Annotated in this window: 16 protein-coding genes and 2 tRNA genes; 9 read left to right on the forward strand and 9 right to left on the reverse strand. The window is 34.2% G+C overall.

Annotated elements, in window-relative coordinates:
* The first annotated feature begins 56 nt into the window (after positions 1-56).
* The 4 genes from folE to lgt all read left to right on the forward strand — a co-directional run bounded on the left by folE (position 57) and on the right by lgt (position 3,580).
* Positions 57-728, forward strand: coding sequence for a GTP cyclohydrolase I FolE (gene folE / locus GTZ96_RS13530; RefSeq protein WP_161644447.1), 672 nt, complete (start codon positions 57-59; stop codon positions 726-728).
* Positions 729-801: 73 nt separating this feature from the next.
* Positions 802-2,280, forward strand: coding sequence for a cysteine--tRNA ligase (gene cysS, locus GTZ96_RS13535; RefSeq protein ID WP_161644448.1), 1,479 nt, complete (start codon positions 802-804; stop codon positions 2,278-2,280).
* 64 nt (positions 2,281-2,344) lie between these two features.
* Positions 2,345-2,593: a membrane protein insertion efficiency factor YidD gene (gene yidD, locus GTZ96_RS13540; protein WP_161644449.1), complete on the forward strand. Its 249-nt coding sequence runs from the start codon at positions 2,345-2,347 to the stop codon at positions 2,591-2,593.
* 60 nt (positions 2,594-2,653) lie between these two features.
* A complete protein-coding gene (gene lgt / locus GTZ96_RS13545; RefSeq protein WP_161644450.1) occupies positions 2,654-3,580 on the forward strand; it encodes a prolipoprotein diacylglyceryl transferase in 927 nt (308 codons plus the stop codon).
* 345 nt (positions 3,581-3,925) lie between these two features.
* Here lgt and GTZ96_RS13550 read toward each other — a convergent pair.
* From GTZ96_RS13550 to idi, 7 genes are all read right to left on the reverse strand, one after another.
* Positions 3,926-3,999, reverse strand: a tRNA-Thr gene (locus tag GTZ96_RS13550).
* Positions 4,000-4,073: 74 nt separating this feature from the next.
* Positions 4,074-4,147 (reverse strand) — tRNA-Thr (locus GTZ96_RS13555).
* 78 nt (positions 4,148-4,225) lie between these two features.
* Positions 4,226-4,492 (reverse strand): hypothetical protein, encoded by a 267-nt coding sequence (locus GTZ96_RS13560; RefSeq protein ID WP_161644451.1) that lies wholly within the window; start codon positions 4,490-4,492, stop codon positions 4,226-4,228.
* A 56-nt stretch (positions 4,493-4,548) separates the two neighbouring features.
* The gene (locus tag GTZ96_RS13565; protein ID WP_161644452.1) at positions 4,549-5,517 is read right to left on the reverse strand and encodes a type I phosphomannose isomerase catalytic subunit; all 969 of its coding nucleotides are present in this window, start codon (positions 5,515-5,517) and stop codon (positions 4,549-4,551) included.
* A gap of 79 nt (positions 5,518-5,596) precedes the next feature.
* Entirely contained in the window at positions 5,597-6,046 is a 450-nt protein-coding gene (locus GTZ96_RS13570; protein WP_161644453.1) for a peroxiredoxin, read from the reverse strand.
* Positions 6,046-6,456, reverse strand: a complete 411-nt coding sequence (locus tag GTZ96_RS13575; protein ID WP_161644454.1) for a 6-pyruvoyl trahydropterin synthase family protein — start codon at positions 6,454-6,456, stop codon at positions 6,046-6,048. The genes GTZ96_RS13570 and GTZ96_RS13575 overlap by 1 nt, the downstream gene beginning before the upstream one ends.
* A gap of 30 nt (positions 6,457-6,486) precedes the next feature.
* Positions 6,487-7,014, reverse strand: coding sequence for an isopentenyl-diphosphate Delta-isomerase (gene idi / locus GTZ96_RS13580; RefSeq protein ID WP_161644455.1), 528 nt, complete (start codon positions 7,012-7,014; stop codon positions 6,487-6,489).
* A gap of 325 nt (positions 7,015-7,339) precedes the next feature.
* Between idi and msrB the strand changes: the two genes are divergently transcribed.
* Positions 7,340-7,918: a peptide-methionine (R)-S-oxide reductase MsrB gene (msrB, locus tag GTZ96_RS13585; RefSeq protein WP_161644456.1), complete on the forward strand. Its 579-nt coding sequence runs from the start codon at positions 7,340-7,342 to the stop codon at positions 7,916-7,918.
* Positions 7,919-7,922: 4 nt separating this feature from the next.
* A complete protein-coding gene (gene msrA, locus GTZ96_RS13590) occupies positions 7,923-8,537 on the forward strand; it encodes a peptide-methionine (S)-S-oxide reductase MsrA (protein ID WP_161644457.1) in 615 nt (204 codons plus the stop codon).
* A gap of 160 nt (positions 8,538-8,697) precedes the next feature.
* Here msrA and GTZ96_RS13595 read toward each other — a convergent pair whose 3' ends face one another.
* On the reverse strand, positions 8,698-10,278 hold the full coding sequence (locus tag GTZ96_RS13595) for an NAD(P)/FAD-dependent oxidoreductase (RefSeq protein ID WP_161644458.1): 1,581 nt from the start codon (positions 10,276-10,278) through the stop codon (positions 8,698-8,700).
* Positions 10,279-10,875: 597 nt separating this feature from the next.
* Here GTZ96_RS13595 and GTZ96_RS13600 point away from each other — a divergent pair.
* Positions 10,876-11,115 carry a hypothetical protein gene (locus GTZ96_RS13600; protein WP_161644459.1) on the forward strand — a complete coding sequence of 80 codons (240 nt, stop codon included), beginning with the start codon at positions 10,876-10,878 and terminating at the stop codon, positions 11,113-11,115.
* Positions 11,116-11,205: 90 nt separating this feature from the next.
* Here the strand turns inward: GTZ96_RS13600 and GTZ96_RS13605 are convergent, their stop codons facing one another.
* Positions 11,206-13,401: an ATP-dependent DNA helicase RecQ gene (locus GTZ96_RS13605; RefSeq protein ID WP_161644460.1), complete on the reverse strand. Its 2,196-nt coding sequence runs from the start codon at positions 13,399-13,401 to the stop codon at positions 11,206-11,208.
* An 85-nt stretch (positions 13,402-13,486) separates the two neighbouring features.
* Between GTZ96_RS13605 and GTZ96_RS13610 the strand changes: the two genes are divergently transcribed.
* The gene (locus GTZ96_RS13610) at positions 13,487-14,452 is read left to right on the forward strand and encodes a KpsF/GutQ family sugar-phosphate isomerase (RefSeq protein WP_181033195.1); all 966 of its coding nucleotides are present in this window, start codon (positions 13,487-13,489) and stop codon (positions 14,450-14,452) included.
* Positions 14,452-15,294 (forward strand): twin-arginine translocase subunit TatC, encoded by an 843-nt coding sequence (gene tatC, locus GTZ96_RS13615; protein ID WP_161644461.1) that lies wholly within the window; start codon positions 14,452-14,454, stop codon positions 15,292-15,294. The genes GTZ96_RS13610 and tatC overlap by 1 nt, the downstream gene beginning before the upstream one ends.
* Positions 15,295-15,352: the final 58 nt, after the last annotated feature.

Here is a 15,352-nt window from a genome sequence, read left to right on the forward strand (position 1 = left end):
ATATTAATTATCTTTACAGCCTTAAAAATATACACCCACTATAATAGTAGTATTTAATGATACAAAACGAAGAACTGCACGACGAAATCGGAGACAATCATATTGGTTCAAGTGCAAAAAATCCTATGCGAGCAGATGCTTTTGCAATTTCGGATGATGAAAAAATTGACAGAATAAAAAAAGACGTCGAAAACATTCTTCTAACTCTGGGAATGGACTTAACTGACGATAGCTTAAAAGGCACACCTAACCGTGTGGCTAAAATGTTTGTAAAGGAAATTTTCGGAGGACTAAATCCAAACAAAAAACCCAAAGCTTCTACCTTTGACAACAACTACAAATACGGTGAAATGTTAGTCGAAAAAAACATTATTGTCTATTCTACTTGCGAACACCATTTATTGCCAATTATCGGTAGAGCTCATGTAGCCTACATCTCTAATGGTACTGTAATTGGTTTATCAAAAATGAATCGAATTGTAGAATATTTCTCTAAAAGACCTCAGGTACAAGAACGTCTTACAATGCAAATTGTACAAGAATTACAAAAAGCTTTAGGAACTGAAGATGTAGCCTGTGTTATTGATGCCAAACACCTTTGCGTAAATTCAAGAGGAGTTAGCGATATTGAAAGCAGCACCGTAACATCTGAATTTGGAGGAAAATTCAAAGAAGAACAAAGCCGAAGAGAATTTTTAGACTATATCAAATTAGATACTAAATTCTAATAGATATAATTATTCACATATCTTCTTCAACAAAACCATAAGCGAAGCAAAATAGCTCCCAAAAAAATTAAACATGTCAATTTACAATACTCAAACACTAAAAATATACAATTCACTCTCTGGAGAAAAAGAAACTTTTGTACCAATTAACGAAGGTAGCATTGGGATGTATGTTTGCGGACCAACAGTTTACAGTAATGTACATCTTGGAAATCTAAGAACCTTCATGTCTTTTGATGTGATTTTTAGATATTTTACCCATTTAGGTTACAAAGTAAGATATGTTAGAAACATTACCGATGTAGGACACATTGTAGATGATGTTGATGAAGGAGAAGACAAAATTGCCAAAAAAGCACGCCTAGAGCAACTAGAACCTATGGAAGTAGTACAGCGTTATACTGTCGATTTTCATGAAATTCTAAAAGCATTCAACTTTTTACCTCCTAGTATAGAACCTACCGCAACAGGTCATATTATTGAGCAAATTGAAATTATCAAAAAAATAATTGATTCAGGAATTGGCTATGAAGCCAATGGATCAGTTTATTTTGATGTGGTAAAATTCAACAAAACGAACCATTACGGAAAATTAAGCGGTCGTAATATTGAAGACATGCTTGCCAACACCAGAGATCTTGACGGGCAATCGGACAAAAGAAACCCTCAGGATTTTGCTTTATGGAAAAAAGCCGAACCACAACATATTATGCGTTGGCCTTCACCGTGGAGTGATGGTTTTCCTGGTTGGCATTTAGAATGTACAGCCATGAGCACCAAATACCTTGGCAATCATTTTGACATTCACGGAGGCGGAATGGATTTAAAATTCCCTCACCACGAATGCGAAATTGCTCAAAACGAAGCTTGCACCGGACAAACTCCAGTAAATTACTGGATGCACGCCAACATGCTTACCCTAAACGGTAAAAAAATGGCCAAATCTACCGGGAACAATATTTTACCGGGAGAAATTTTATCTGGAAAAAACACTATTCTCAGCAAAGCTTTCCCTGCATCAGTGGCCCGTTTTTTCATGCTTCAAGCACATTATAGAAGCATTCTTGACTTTTCGGACGAAGCTATTGTCGCTGCCGAAAAAGGATACAAAAGATTAATGGAAGCTATTGATTCGTTAAGTCAAATAAAAGTCAGTCCAAACAGCAGTCTGGATATCGCTAACTGGAAACAGCTTTGTTACGATGCAATGAACGATGATTTCAACACACCTATTTTAATCGCACAATTATTTGAAGGTGTTCGTTTTATCAATTTGCTAAAAGAAAACAAAGAAACTATTAGCGCAGCTGACCTTGAAACACTTTCTACAACAATTCATTCTTTTGCTTTTGATGTACTAGGTCTTGAAAATCAAAAAACAGCTGATAGCAGTAATGATAAATTAGAAGGCGCTATAAACATGTTGATTGCTATGCGAAATAAAGCACGTGCCGATAAAGATTTCGCCATGTCTGACCACATCAGAGACCAACTGCTTGCTTTAGGAATCCAACTAAAAGACAGTAAGGAAGGAACAAGTTTTAGTATTTGATTTTAAAAAACATATTGAAAATATTTTTTTATGAATCTAAAAACCATTCGATAAACCCATAAAAATGTTTTCAAAAATCATCATATTTCCATTTGTTTTATTGGTGCGTTTTTACCAATTGGTAATCTCACCATTAATGCCGGCAACTTGTAGATTCACACCCACTTGTTCTGCTTATATGATTGAAGCATTAAAAATTCATGGTTTATTTCACGGTGGTTATTTGGGTTTAAAAAGAATACTTAGTTGTCATCCTTGGGGAAAAAGTGGCTACGACCCTGTACCTGAAAAAAAATGCAATCATAAACATTAACCTTTAATTAGTACTGGTTTTACTTTAAATATTTATTTTTACAATATAAAAACAAGAATAATGACACAGGCTTTAAACATTGTATGGAATCCATCCGAAGGTATAGATTTAGGTTTTTTTGTAATTAGATATTACAGCCTAATGTTTGTAGTAGCTTTTGGACTGGGTTGGTATATTATGAAAAACATTTTCGAACGCGAAAATGAATCAATCGAAAAACTAGATTCTCTATTTGTATGGACTGTTTTAGCCACATTAATTGGCGCCAGACTAGGACATGTATTTTTTTACGATTGGGAATACTTTAGAAATCATTTATTAGAAATCTTTCTACCTTTTAGATTCACTCCTAAATTTGAATTTACAGGTTACCAAGGATTAGCAAGTCACGGAGCGGCAATATCCATCATAATTGCAATGTATTATTACAGCAAAAACATTTTAAAAAGATCCCTACTTTGGATTTTAGACCGCATCGTTATTGCTGTAGCAAGTGGAGCTATTTTTGTTAGATTAGGTAATTTTTTCAATTCTGAAATAGTTGGAAAAGAAACAAACTCTCCTTTTGGCATAAAATTCATTCATGATTATTACAGCAAATCCGATGCCGCTAACGCAACACAAATCCCTAACCCTAAGGAAGCTTTTAACGCTATAGCAACTAATCCTAAATTCGCCAACTTATTAGCTCAGGTTCCTGTAAAACATCCGGCACAGCTATACGAAGCTTTCTGCTATGTTTTTGTTTTTGCAATCTTGTTTTTCTTGTATTGGAAAACCGAAGCTAGAAAAAAAGCAGGATTCTTATTTGGACTTTTCCTTGTGCTTTTGTTTTCAGTTCGAATGGTAGTAGAATCGGTAAAAGAAAGTCAAGGCGGATTTGAAAATGCTTTAGGATTACTTTCTACAGGACAATGGTTAAGCATTCCGTTTATCCTAATTGGCTTCTATTTCATATTTACAGCCGAGAAACCCATAAAAATATAAATCCTTTAAACATATTAAAAATGCCGTCTAACAAACTTAGACGGCATTTTTAATATCTTAAATTCTAAAATTTAAAAGCGATCAATTCTAAATGTTATGAAGAAACATAAAAAATACGCACTAATTATTTTTTACCGCAGAGAGCACAAAGATTTTCAGCTAAGAATGTGCTTCTAAAAGCACAAAGTTCGCAAAGCTAAGTCAATACAAAGCTTTGCGAACTTTACCTTTTTATAAAAGCTAAGGGTAAAAAAACTTAGCGTTCTCTGCGGTAATTTTTTTTGAAATTTGGAATTTTATTAAAAACAAAAAACCACCTAATAAAAATTAGATGGTTTGTTTTTGAGCCGGCGGAGGGACTCGAACCCACGACCTGCTGATTACAAATCAGCTGCTCTAGCCAACTGAGCTACGCTGGCGACTCAATGTTTTTTTGTAATGAATTTGTCAACTCAAATAAAAAACCATCTAAATGATATAGATGGTTTTTTTGAGCCGGCGGAGGGACTCGAACCCACGACCTGCTGATTACAAATCAGCTGCTCTAGCCAACTGAGCTACGCTGGCGACTCATTACGAGTGCAAATATAAGTCTGTATTTTGTTATTCCAAAATAAATTCAAACTTTTTTCACCCTTTTTTTAACTACAAATTGTTGATTTTAGCAATCAATTGATTTGCAGTTTGTTCCAATTCTACATTTATCTGTTTGAAATGTGCTTTCTTGTTTTCAACATTTTTAGCGTTCACTTTAACGATTAAAGTGTCAAAAGCTGCAATAGCTTCGTCAATTAATGCATTCGTTTCTTCAGTAGGTTTTCCTGTTGTAGAAATTTCAAACAAGTAAACTGCTTCAATAATATCTCCTAAAACATAGTTGATGTCTTTCTTTAAATTCTTAACGTTTGCCATTTTTATTTAATTTTAATTTGCGTCTGCAAAAGTACACATAAACTTTCTATTAGCTACTATGAAATGTAAATTTCTAAAATAGAAGCTTTTCCACTCAAAACAAAAGCGTCAATTGCTGCAGGAATTAACACTGTATCTCCTTTTTTGTAATTGTATTTTTCGCCATTATAACCCAATTCAAAACTTCCCTCAACACACATATAAACCGTAAAAGTTTCTGCTGATTTTTTAATCGAAACTTCTCCATCCAAAGGAACAAAATTAGTTGTAAAATAAGGACAATCAACAACCGCATTCGATTGATTTACTTCTTTTCTATATTCTTTGTAAGTATCAACCTTTTCATAATTAATAGCATCCAAAGCTTGATCAATATGCAATTCTCTTCCATTCCCTTGAGCATCTACTCTATCAAAATCATAAATACGATAGGTAATATCAGAAGTTTGCTGAATTTCGGCAACTACCAAACCAGCCCCAATAGCATGAACAGTTCCTGTTTCCAGAAAAAACACATCACCCGATTTCACTTTCACATCATCAAGAATAGAAAGCAAGGTTTTATTCTTTAGATTTTCAACATACTCATTAGCATTCGATTTTTCTTTGAAACCTACAATAATACGAGCATCGGTATCCGCTTGCATAATGTACCACATTTCTGTTTTCCCAAAAGAATTATGGCGTTCTTTAGCCAAAGCATCATTTGGATGCACTTGTATCGATAAATCTTCGCGAGCATCCAGATATTTAAAAAGCAAAGGAAATTGCTTTCCGAATTGCTTGTAAACTGCTGTTCCTAAAATTTCGTTTGGAGCCTCATCGATAATTTCCATCAACGAACGTCCTTTTAATTCTCCATTCGCGACAACACTGACATCTCCTTCAACAGTAGACAACTCCCAACTTTCTCCAGTTGTAGACGATTCAATCGACTTGCCTAAAACTGTTTTTAATTTTTCCCCACCCCAAATTCGCTCTTTCAAAATAGGCGTAAACTGCAATGGATATATATTTTTCATCATTTTTATATTTTTTTTATTCGAAACAAATGTAATTATAGCACCCATTTTAACACAAGTACTATTCCATCATTTATATAGATTATTTAGTCAATTTTTCAATCATTTTAGAAACATGCTTCATGCCTTGCAAACTATCAAATACCATTTGAATTACACCTTGCTTGTCCACAAGATAAGTCACTCTACCCGGAAGCAAACCTAAAAAACTTGACGGCACACCAAAAAGCTTTCGAATTGCGTTATCCGAATCAGATAATAAAATAAAAGGTAAGTTGTATTTTTTAGCAAATTCTTGATGTGAATCAACATCATCCGAACTAATTCCGACAACCTCAACACCCAAATTCAAAAAAACATCGTAGTTATCACGAAAACCACAAGCTTGAGCTGTACATTGCGAAGTATCGTCTTTTGGATAAAAATAAATAATAGCACCTTTTTTACCAATTATAGATTCGCTGTCAAAAAGATTTCCAGCAGCATCTGTGGCGGTAAATTTCGGAATTACATCTCCTGCTTTCAACGCCATTATTCTCCTTTATAGGTTACAAAATTACGTGGCGTTTCATAGAGCACCACTTCTAAATCAAATTTAGATGCAATACGTTTTCTGATTTTGTTCCAAATTACCACCACAATATTCTCGGCAGTTGGATTCAGATTTTCAAATTCAGCTACATCCAAATTCAAATTTTTATGATCAAAAGCATCTTCCACTTCTTCCTTAATAATATCCGCCAAAATTTTAGCATCTATCACATAACCTGTTTCAGGATCAATTGCTCCGGTCACACTTACAATTAACTCATAATTATGCCCATGAAAATTAGGATTATTGCACTTACCAAAAACGGCATCATTTTGTTCAAAAGTCCAATCTTTGCGATGCAAACGATGAGCTGCATTAAAATGTGCTTTTCTACTTATTGTTACTCTCATAGTGCAATTTTAAATTCAAAAATTAGCTTTTTATAGTTTATGCGCTTCTAAATAATGATAAAATTCGTCAAAAATAATCCTAAACCATACCGTATAATTATCCGGATTCACTTGAATATCTTCTTTTACAGATTCAATTTCCATCCATTTCCAAGACTCTACTTCTTCAGGATTAATCAATGGATCTTCATTAAAATACCCAATCATCACATGATCTAATTCATGCTCCGTTAAACCATTATCAAAAGGTGCTTTGTAAATAAAATGAAACAATTCTTTTAATTCCGTTTGAAAACCCATTTCTTCCATTAATCTTCTGTTCCCTGCTTGAAGATTTGTTTCACCTTCACGCTGATGACTACAACAAGTATTGGTCCACAACATTGGAGAATGGTATTTATGATGTGCCCTTTGTTGCAACATCAATTGGTTTTTATTGTTTAACACAAAAACCGAAAAGGCACGGTGTAATACCGCTTTTTCATGAGCTTCCAGTTTAGGCATCAACCCTATTTGCTCATCATTTTCATTAACTAGTATTACGTTTTCTTCTATCATAATTTTTTATAGCTAGACAAAAATACAAAAAAGATAAGGAAACAGTACCCCTTTAACGTTCTCTTTCGAATTATAAACCAAAAGCGATGATGACGGTAAAAAGACACAAAAAACTTCCATTTATATATTACAACTACCAAATATATTGGTCTTGTAAAACCAAAAACCAACATAAATCGTAAATACAATTAATTAAACAAATTATAAATAGCTGTTAAATTGTAAACGGAGCAAGATTAAAAATTCCATTTGACAACTATCTTTGTGTTTATCAAAAGATTACTTAGCAGCATCAAATTATTAAAACAACTAAAAAAGCTTACCAATGAAAACGAATTCTTTTATTAATTTGCTCTTTTTATTACCTCTATTCATTATCACCGCTTGCGGACAAAATAAACAATACAAAGAGATAGAAAAAATAACAGCCGATAATAAAATTAGCAAACCTGGAAATCCATATTACTCCAACACCGATACCACAAAACTAAAAATAAGTGATGCTGAGTGGAAAAAAGTACTTCCTGAAGATGTTTATCTGGTCATGCGAAAAGCCGAAACCGAAACCGCTTTTACAGGAAAATATTGGAACACCGATGAAAAAGGAACCTATTATTGCACCGCCTGTGGCAATCTATTATTCCGTTCTACCGCTAAATTCTCTAGCAGCTGTGGCTGGCCAAGTTTTTTTGAACAAGAAAATAAAAAAAGTGTGGTTTACAGAAACGATTTGTCGTACAATATGGAACGTATCGAAGCGCTTTGCGGAAGATGCGGCGGACACCTCGGTCATCTTTTTGACGATGGCCCTCCTCCAACAGGGAAAAGATACTGCATGAATTCTATTTCACTTGATTTTATTCCTGATAGCAAACAACCACAAAATAATACTACTCAAAAATAACATTATGAAAAAGTCATTTCTAATAATTCTCTTTCTCTCACTAAGCATGATGGGGCAAAACAATCCTAAAAAAAGCAATTCTAACCTGGAAACCATAACTCTTGGAGGCGGTTGCTATTGGTGTATTGAGGCTATTTTCGAAAATCTTGTTGGAGTAAAAAAAGTAGTTTCTGGATTTTCTGGAGGAAAAGTAGCCAATCCAAGTTACGAAGCCGTTTGTACCGGAAAAACTGGTCATGCCGAAGTAGTACAAATCACTTTCGACAAAAACGTTACAAATTTAGAAGAAATCCTGAAAGTATTTTTCACCGTTCATGATCCAACTACGTTAAATCGTCAAGGAACTGATGTAGGTACGCAATACCGTTCTGTAATTTTCTACAATAACGAAACGCAAAGAAAAATAGCTCAAGATATCATTAACGATTTAAACAAAGCCAAAGCCTATAGCGATCCAATTGTTACTATAGTAGAACCTTTTAAAAACTTTTATGATGCCGAAGATTACCATCAGGATTATTACGAATACAATAAAAACAAACCGTATTGTAGAATGGTAATCCAACCCAAATTAGAAAAATTTGAAAAGGTTTTTAAAGACCGTTTGAAAAAGAAGTAATAGACACAAATTACACGAATTAACACAAATTCTAAGCACTTTAAATTACTCGAACTCCATCTGCCTTTGGCAGATTCGTGGAATTAAAATTAAGCCTTTTTGTGTAAATCAGTGTAATTCGTGTAAAAAACACAAGTCTTTAATACTAGAAAACCTCGAATTAACTTATGATTCGAGGTTTTTTATTTAGGGCTTCACCAATCATCAAAGCACATTTTTCACCATCAATTGCAGCTGATATAATTCCACCTGCATAACCTGCTCCTTCACCACAAGGATACAATCCTTTTATTTGTAAATGTTCTAATGTAATCCCGTCTCTAGGAATTCGCACTGGCGATGATGTTCTGGATTCAGGTGCGTGAAGAACAGCTTCATTAGTCATATAGCCACGCATGGATTTCCCAAATGCAGTAAAACCTTCCCGTAATATTTGGGTTAAAAATCTAGGAAAAACCTGCCCTAACTCAACCGAAGTCGTTCCAGGAACATAAGAGGTCTTAGGAATATCTGTAGAAACTTTCGACTGCGTAAAATCAATCATTTTTTGAGCAGGTACTTTTTGGGTTCCGCCCGCCAAATGCCACGCTTTTTGTTCGATGCTTTTTTGAAATTCCATTCCCGCCAAAGCTCCAAATTTTGCAAAAGGTTTAAAATCTTCTAATTTCAATTCGATTACAATTCCTGAATTGGCGGTAGCCTGATCTCTTTTAGAAGGAGACCAACCATTTGTCACCACTTCTCCCGGACTTGTAGCACAAGGAGCAATCACACCTCCCGGGCACATACAAAAAGAATACATTCCTCTTCCTCCCACCTGCTTCACAATACTATAAGGTGCTGGCGGCAATAATTCGCCACGATAATCACAGCTATATTGAATACTATCAATTAATGATTGTGGATGTTCGGCTCTAACGCCTAAAGCAAAAGGTTTTGCCTCTATAAATATTTTTTTTCGATCTAATAATTCAAAAATATCTCGCGCCGAATGTCCAGTAGCCAAAATCAATTTGTTAGCAAGAATTCGATCTCCGTTTTGAGTTACGATTCCTTCAATTTCATTGTTTTTCACTAAAATATCTGTTACTCTGGTTTCAAATAAAACCTGACCACCACATTCTTTGATTTTCTCACGAATATCTTCGATAATCTTTGGCAATTTATTAGTTCCAATATGTGGATGTGCATCTACCAAAATATCCGGAGTTGCTCCAAAAGCCACCAACAATTCTAAAATCCGATTGACATCGCCTCTTTTCTTAGAACGGGTGTATAATTTTCCATCAGAATAGGTTCCTGCTCCACCTTCACCAAAACAATAATTAGAATCCTTATCAACAATATGATCCCGATTGATGGCTTTCAAATCACGACGACGGCCACGAACGTCTTTTCCACGTTCGACAACTATTGGTTTCAAACCCAATTCTATCAATTGCAAAGCTGCAAAAAGCCCCGCAGGACCAGCTCCAACAACAATTACTTCCTGGGCATTTTGCACATTAGGATAATCAGGAAGTTCTAGTAGATTTTCCTGAAAGGGTTCCTCTTTTAAATAAATAAGTACTTTCAGATTGATTTTTATCGCTTTTTGACGTGCATCAACAGAACGTTTTAAAATACTAACATGCTGGATTTCTTCTGGAGCCACTTTTATCTGTTTTGACAAATAATCTTTAAGCAACAATTCATTTGCGGCTATTTCTGGCGTTACCTGAAGTAAAAGTTCTTTTGGCATGGTATCTTATTTATGCTATTAGCTTTTCTTTTTATCAAAAGAAGTTGCAAAAATAACACTTTGAACCGAAATTAAATCAATTAGGAATTTTATCTAGTTCTAAATCTCATTTTGCCACATCGAAAAGCTTCGAAACAAAACAAGATTTATCGACTTCACGAACATTAAAATTTATATTAAAAAAGAAAAATTAGACTATCAATTTTCTTTTTTGCTTGATCAAAAAAGAAACAAAAAAATATTCATACGTTCTTATTGTTTTTTGGTATTCATGAATCTTCGATTTCAAGTCTTACACTTCCTCGTCGGTCAAATTAGTTTTCGAATACTAAAAGAAAATAACTCTCCGCCGCGGCGGATCAAACAGATTTTCTTTTTACGTATTCTTCAAACATTTGACACTCGACTGCGGAAGTTAAGGACAGTTTAATCTCAAAACAACAGTGTTTTAATTTTCTATTCAAAAATAAATATCATTTTATATTGCTTTTTGGACTAAAAATTATGCCTCGAAGCGAAATTAGTTCCTTAATATAAAATCCATTTTCAAAATAGACTTTGTACCTTTGCTTCTTTGAAACTTTGCACCTAAAAAAAATGTCTAGAAAAATAAAATTGATTTGGGATTTCCGCGGACCTACAGCTGCAAAAACGGCTGAACATCACGAAATTCATCTAAAAGAATATATTGCTATTGAAAAATTCCCAATTAACATCACTGGATTTGAAGTACAAGGCGAAATGCAAGCGATAGCCTTTATGGTAGTTACCGATGAAAATATGATTCAGGTACGAGATGCTTTGAAACCGCATCGTGGAGAAATCTATCAGAATTAAGATTTCAGAACGCAGAAATAAAAAAGATTTCAGATTAATTGTTTACAACATTAATCTGAAATCTAAATTCTTAAGTCTGCATTCTAAAATCTAGTTGGCTACTTCACTTATAAATTTGATACGCATTAAACGCAATTCGTCGATATCATAATCACCTTCAAATTCTCTTAAAGCTTCTTCTATTTTATCGGTTTTTGATTCCATAAAATAATCATGAATTTCTTCTTGCTGTTCTTCATCCAGCATATCATCAATCCAGTATTTGATATTCAATTTGGTTCCGGCATATACAATTTGCTCCATTTCTTTGATCAAAGCATCCATTGTTAATCCTTTTGCTTTAGCAATATCATCTAAAGATAATTTTCTATCAATATTTTGGATGATATATAATTTATTCACCGAATTAGTTCCTGTAGATTTAACCACAAGATCATCAGGTCTAATAATATCATTATCCTCTACATATCTATTGATTAAAGCGATAAACTCAGCTCCATATTTCTTAGCCTTACCTTCTCCAACTCCATGAATATTAATCAATTCCGCTTGAGAAATTGGATACTTCAACGCCATATCTTCTAACGAAGGTTCTTGAAAAACCACAAAAGGAGGCACTCCTAATTTTTTAGCTACTTTTTTACGCAAATCACGTAACATTTCCATCAAAGCTTCATCAGCAGTACCAGAAGATTTTGCAGCAGTTACAATAGCTTCGTCTTCAGCATCACTATATTCATGATCCTCAGACATCATAAACGAACTTGGATTTTCAATAAAATCTATTCCTTTTTGCGTGATTTTTACAATTCCGTAAGTTTCAATATCTTTTGATAATAAGCCTTCCACCAAAACCTGTCTCAGCAATGCCATCCAATATTTTTCGTCATGTTTTGCACCACATCCAAAAAACGATTGCGAATCGGTGCGATGCGCTTTTATAACTGCATTTACACGACCTATCAACGTAAAAACAATTTCTTTAGACTTGTACAAATGTTTGGTATCACGTACCACTTCTAACAATTGAACGACTTCGTTTTTAGCTTCAACTTTTGTTTTTGGATTTCTAACATTATCATCCATGTCAGCTCCTTCTCCAGTTTCGCTGTCGAATTCCTCACCAAAATAATGCAATAAAAATTTTCTTCTGGACATCGAAGTTTCGGCATAAGCCACCACTTCTTGCAACAAAGCAAAACCTATTTCCTGTTCAGCTACTGGTTTCCCGGACATGAATTTTTCTAATTTCTCCACATCTTTATAAGAGTAATATGCTAAACAATGTCCTTCGCCTCCATCACGTCCTGCACGCCCTGTTTCCTGATAGTAGCTTTCTAGTGATTTAGGAATATCATGATGAATTACAAAACGCACATCGGGTTTATCGATTCCCATTCCAAAAGCAATTGTAGCAACCACCACCTCAACATCTTCCATCAAAAACATATCTTGATGTTTCGCTCGGGTTTTAGCATCTAATCCCGCGTGATAGGGAACAGCACTAATTCCGTTGACTTGCAAAACTTCGGCAATGGCTTCTACTTTTTTACGGCTTAAGCAATAAATAATCCCTGATTTTCCTTTATGTTGTTTGATAAATCGAATAATATCCGATTCGATATTTTTAGTTTTTGTTCGTACTTCGTAATACAAATTAGGTCTGTTAAACGAAGCTTTAAAAGTAACAGCACTAGACATTTCCAGATTTTTAAGAATGTCTTCCTGTACTTTTGGAGTAGCTGTGGCAGTAAGTCCTATAACTGGAACATTGCCTAATTGTTTGATAATATTTTTAAGATTCCTGTATTCGGGTCTAAAATCATGACCCCATTCTGAGATACAGTGTGCCTCATCTATAGCCACAAAAGAAATGGTCACACTTTTTAAGAAATTGACATTTTCTTCTTTGGTTAATGATTCAGGAGCGACATATAGCAACTTCGTTAATCCCGAAGTGATATCTTTTTTAACCTGAGCGGTTTCAGTTTTAGTAAGTGAAGAATTTAAAACATGGGCAATGCCATTTTCTGAAGACAAACTTCTTATTGCATCAACCTGATTTTTCATTAAAGCAATTAATGGAGAAACTACTACTGCAGTCCCTTCTTGAATTAAAGCAGGTAGTTGATAACACAATGATTTCCCTCCACCTGTAGGCATTATAACAAATGTATTATGCTCATTCATTAAGCTTGTAATCACTTGTTCTTGCAATCCCTTAAATTGACTAAAGCCAAAATATTTCTTTAATTCTTTATGGATATCAATTTCGTTTGAATTCATTCTTTATTATCTGGTATTTTGTATAAATTTGCATCACATAAAGATACAAATTTCTTTTACACACACAAACTTTAAACATTCTGTTTTGATATCCAAAGAAAATATATTGGCCATTGCCAAGAAAACCATATTATCTGAAAGTGAAGCTATTGTAAAACTAATTGATTACTTAGATGACAACTTCTCAAAAGCTGTAGAAATTATCTTTCAATCAAAAGGGCGACTAGTCGTTACCGGGATTGGAAAAAGCGCGATCATTGGTCAAAAAATGGTAGCCACCTTCAACTCAACAGGTACGCCTTCCATGTTCCTTCATGCCGCCGAAGCCATTCATGGTGACTTAGGAATGATACAAAAAGACGATGTAATTATTTGCATTTCTAAAAGCGGAAACAGCCCTGAAATTAAAGCACTTATTCCTTTATTAAAAAGAGACGGAAACATACTAATAGGCATTAGTGGAAACAGCAGTTCTTTTCTAGCGAAAGGTTCTGATTGTGTTTTAAACACTACTGTAGACTCCGAAGCCTGTCCTATTAATCTGGCTCCAACTAACAGCACAACTGCCCAATTAGTAATGGGAGATGCACTTGCCATTTGCCTAATGGAAATGCGCGATTTTAAAGCGGAGGATTTTGCCAAATACCATCCAGGAGGTGCTTTAGGAAAAAAACTTTTACTTAAAGTGAAAGACATGATTGAACACAGTCAGAAACCAACTGTAAGCCCTGACACTCCAATAAAGAAAGTGATTTTTGAAATATCCGAAAAAAGACTTGGCGTAACAGCAGTAATAGAAAACAACGAGGTAATTGGAATTATTACCGACGGTGATATCCGTAGAATGCTAAACGACAGGGATACTTTTACTGATTTGACTGCCAAAGATATTATGACTAGAAATCCTAAATCTACTCAATCAAGCACGATGGCAATTGATGCGTTACAAATCCTGGAAAACCACTCCATCACACAACTTATTGTTATTGACAATGGTCAATACAAAGGGGTTTTACATTTACATGACATATTAAAAGAAGGAATCCTATAATGGCAAAAAAAAACATAAACGAAATGTCGTTTCTAGATCATCTGGAAGATTTAAGATGGTTATTGGTCCGAAGTACTATTGCTGTAATTATAATGGCAATGGTTACTTATTTCATTAGTGATTATTTATTTGATACTATCATTTTTGGCCCTACAAGACCTAGCTTTTTTACCTATGTTTATTTTTGCGAACTGTCACATACCTTAGGTTTTGCCGACAGTATTTGCATTACCGAAATGCCTTTTATCATTCAGAATACCGAAATGGAAGGTCAAGTGAATGTGTTTATATGGATATGTATCCTTTTTGGATTCATACTAAGCTTCCCTTATATCTTATGGGAAATATGGAAATTCATAAGCCCCGCATTGTATCAAAACGAAAAAAAGAACGCTAAAGTGTTTATTTTCTTCTCATCCTTATTATTCTTTTTAGGAGTCGTTTTTGGCTATTTTGTAGTAATCCCAATGTCAGTTAACTTCGTAGCAACTTTTACTGTCAGCTCTACCGTTGTTAACCAATTTACGTTAGATTCTTACATTAGTATGGTCAAAACTTCTGTGATAGCCAGTGGATTATTTTTCGAATTACCAATAATCATTTATTTCTTAACCAAACTAGGACTTGTAACTCCTGCCTTTTTAAGAAAATATCGAAAATACGCCATTGTTATTGTATTAATTATAGCAGCTATTGTTACTCCTCCTGATGTGGTGAGTCAAACTATTGTTGCTATTCCGATGCTTATAATCTATGAAGCCAGCATTTTTATTTCTGTTTTTGTAGCCAAAAAAGAAATAAAAACAGAAACACAAAATAATAAACAAATAGAAAAAGAATAATTAATTGTTAATCTCACTATTTGTTTATTTGGTAATTCGTTAATTTGTCGAATAATCC

The sequence above is a fragment of the Flavobacterium undicola genome (genome assembly GCF_009909155.2).
GTDB classification, from domain to species: domain Bacteria; phylum Bacteroidota; class Bacteroidia; order Flavobacteriales; family Flavobacteriaceae; genus Flavobacterium; species Flavobacterium undicola.

Bases quoted from the DNA above. Each gene is read 5' to 3' on its own strand.
- folE (WP_161644447.1), top strand. From the start codon at position 57: ATGATACAAAACGAAGAACTGCACGACGAAATCGGAGACAATCATATT.
- cysS (WP_161644448.1), top strand. From the start codon at position 802: ATGTCAATTTACAATACTCAAACACTAAAAATATACAATTCACTCTCT.
- yidD (WP_161644449.1), top strand. From the start codon at position 2,345: ATGTTTTCAAAAATCATCATATTTCCATTTGTTTTATTGGTGCGTTTT.
- lgt (WP_161644450.1), top strand. From the start codon at position 2,654: ATGACACAGGCTTTAAACATTGTATGGAATCCATCCGAAGGTATAGAT.
- GTZ96_RS13560 (WP_161644451.1), bottom strand. From the start codon at position 4,492: ATGGCAAACGTTAAGAATTTAAAGAAAGACATCAACTATGTTTTAGGA.
- GTZ96_RS13565 (WP_161644452.1), bottom strand. From the start codon at position 5,517: ATGATGAAAAATATATATCCATTGCAGTTTACGCCTATTTTGAAAGAG.
- GTZ96_RS13570 (WP_161644453.1), bottom strand. From the start codon at position 6,046: ATGGCGTTGAAAGCAGGAGATGTAATTCCGAAATTTACCGCCACAGAT.
- GTZ96_RS13575 (WP_161644454.1), bottom strand. From the start codon at position 6,456: ATGAGAGTAACAATAAGTAGAAAAGCACATTTTAATGCAGCTCATCGT.
- idi (WP_161644455.1), bottom strand. From the start codon at position 7,014: ATGATAGAAGAAAACGTAATACTAGTTAATGAAAATGATGAGCAAATA.
- msrB (WP_161644456.1), top strand. From the start codon at position 7,340: ATGAAAACGAATTCTTTTATTAATTTGCTCTTTTTATTACCTCTATTC.
- msrA (WP_161644457.1), top strand. From the start codon at position 7,923: ATGAAAAAGTCATTTCTAATAATTCTCTTTCTCTCACTAAGCATGATG.
- GTZ96_RS13595 (WP_161644458.1), bottom strand. From the start codon at position 10,278: ATGCCAAAAGAACTTTTACTTCAGGTAACGCCAGAAATAGCCGCAAAT.
- GTZ96_RS13600 (WP_161644459.1), top strand. From the start codon at position 10,876: ATGTCTAGAAAAATAAAATTGATTTGGGATTTCCGCGGACCTACAGCT.
- GTZ96_RS13605 (WP_161644460.1), bottom strand. From the start codon at position 13,401: ATGAATTCAAACGAAATTGATATCCATAAAGAATTAAAGAAATATTTT.
- tatC (WP_161644461.1), top strand. From the start codon at position 14,452: ATGGCAAAAAAAAACATAAACGAAATGTCGTTTCTAGATCATCTGGAA.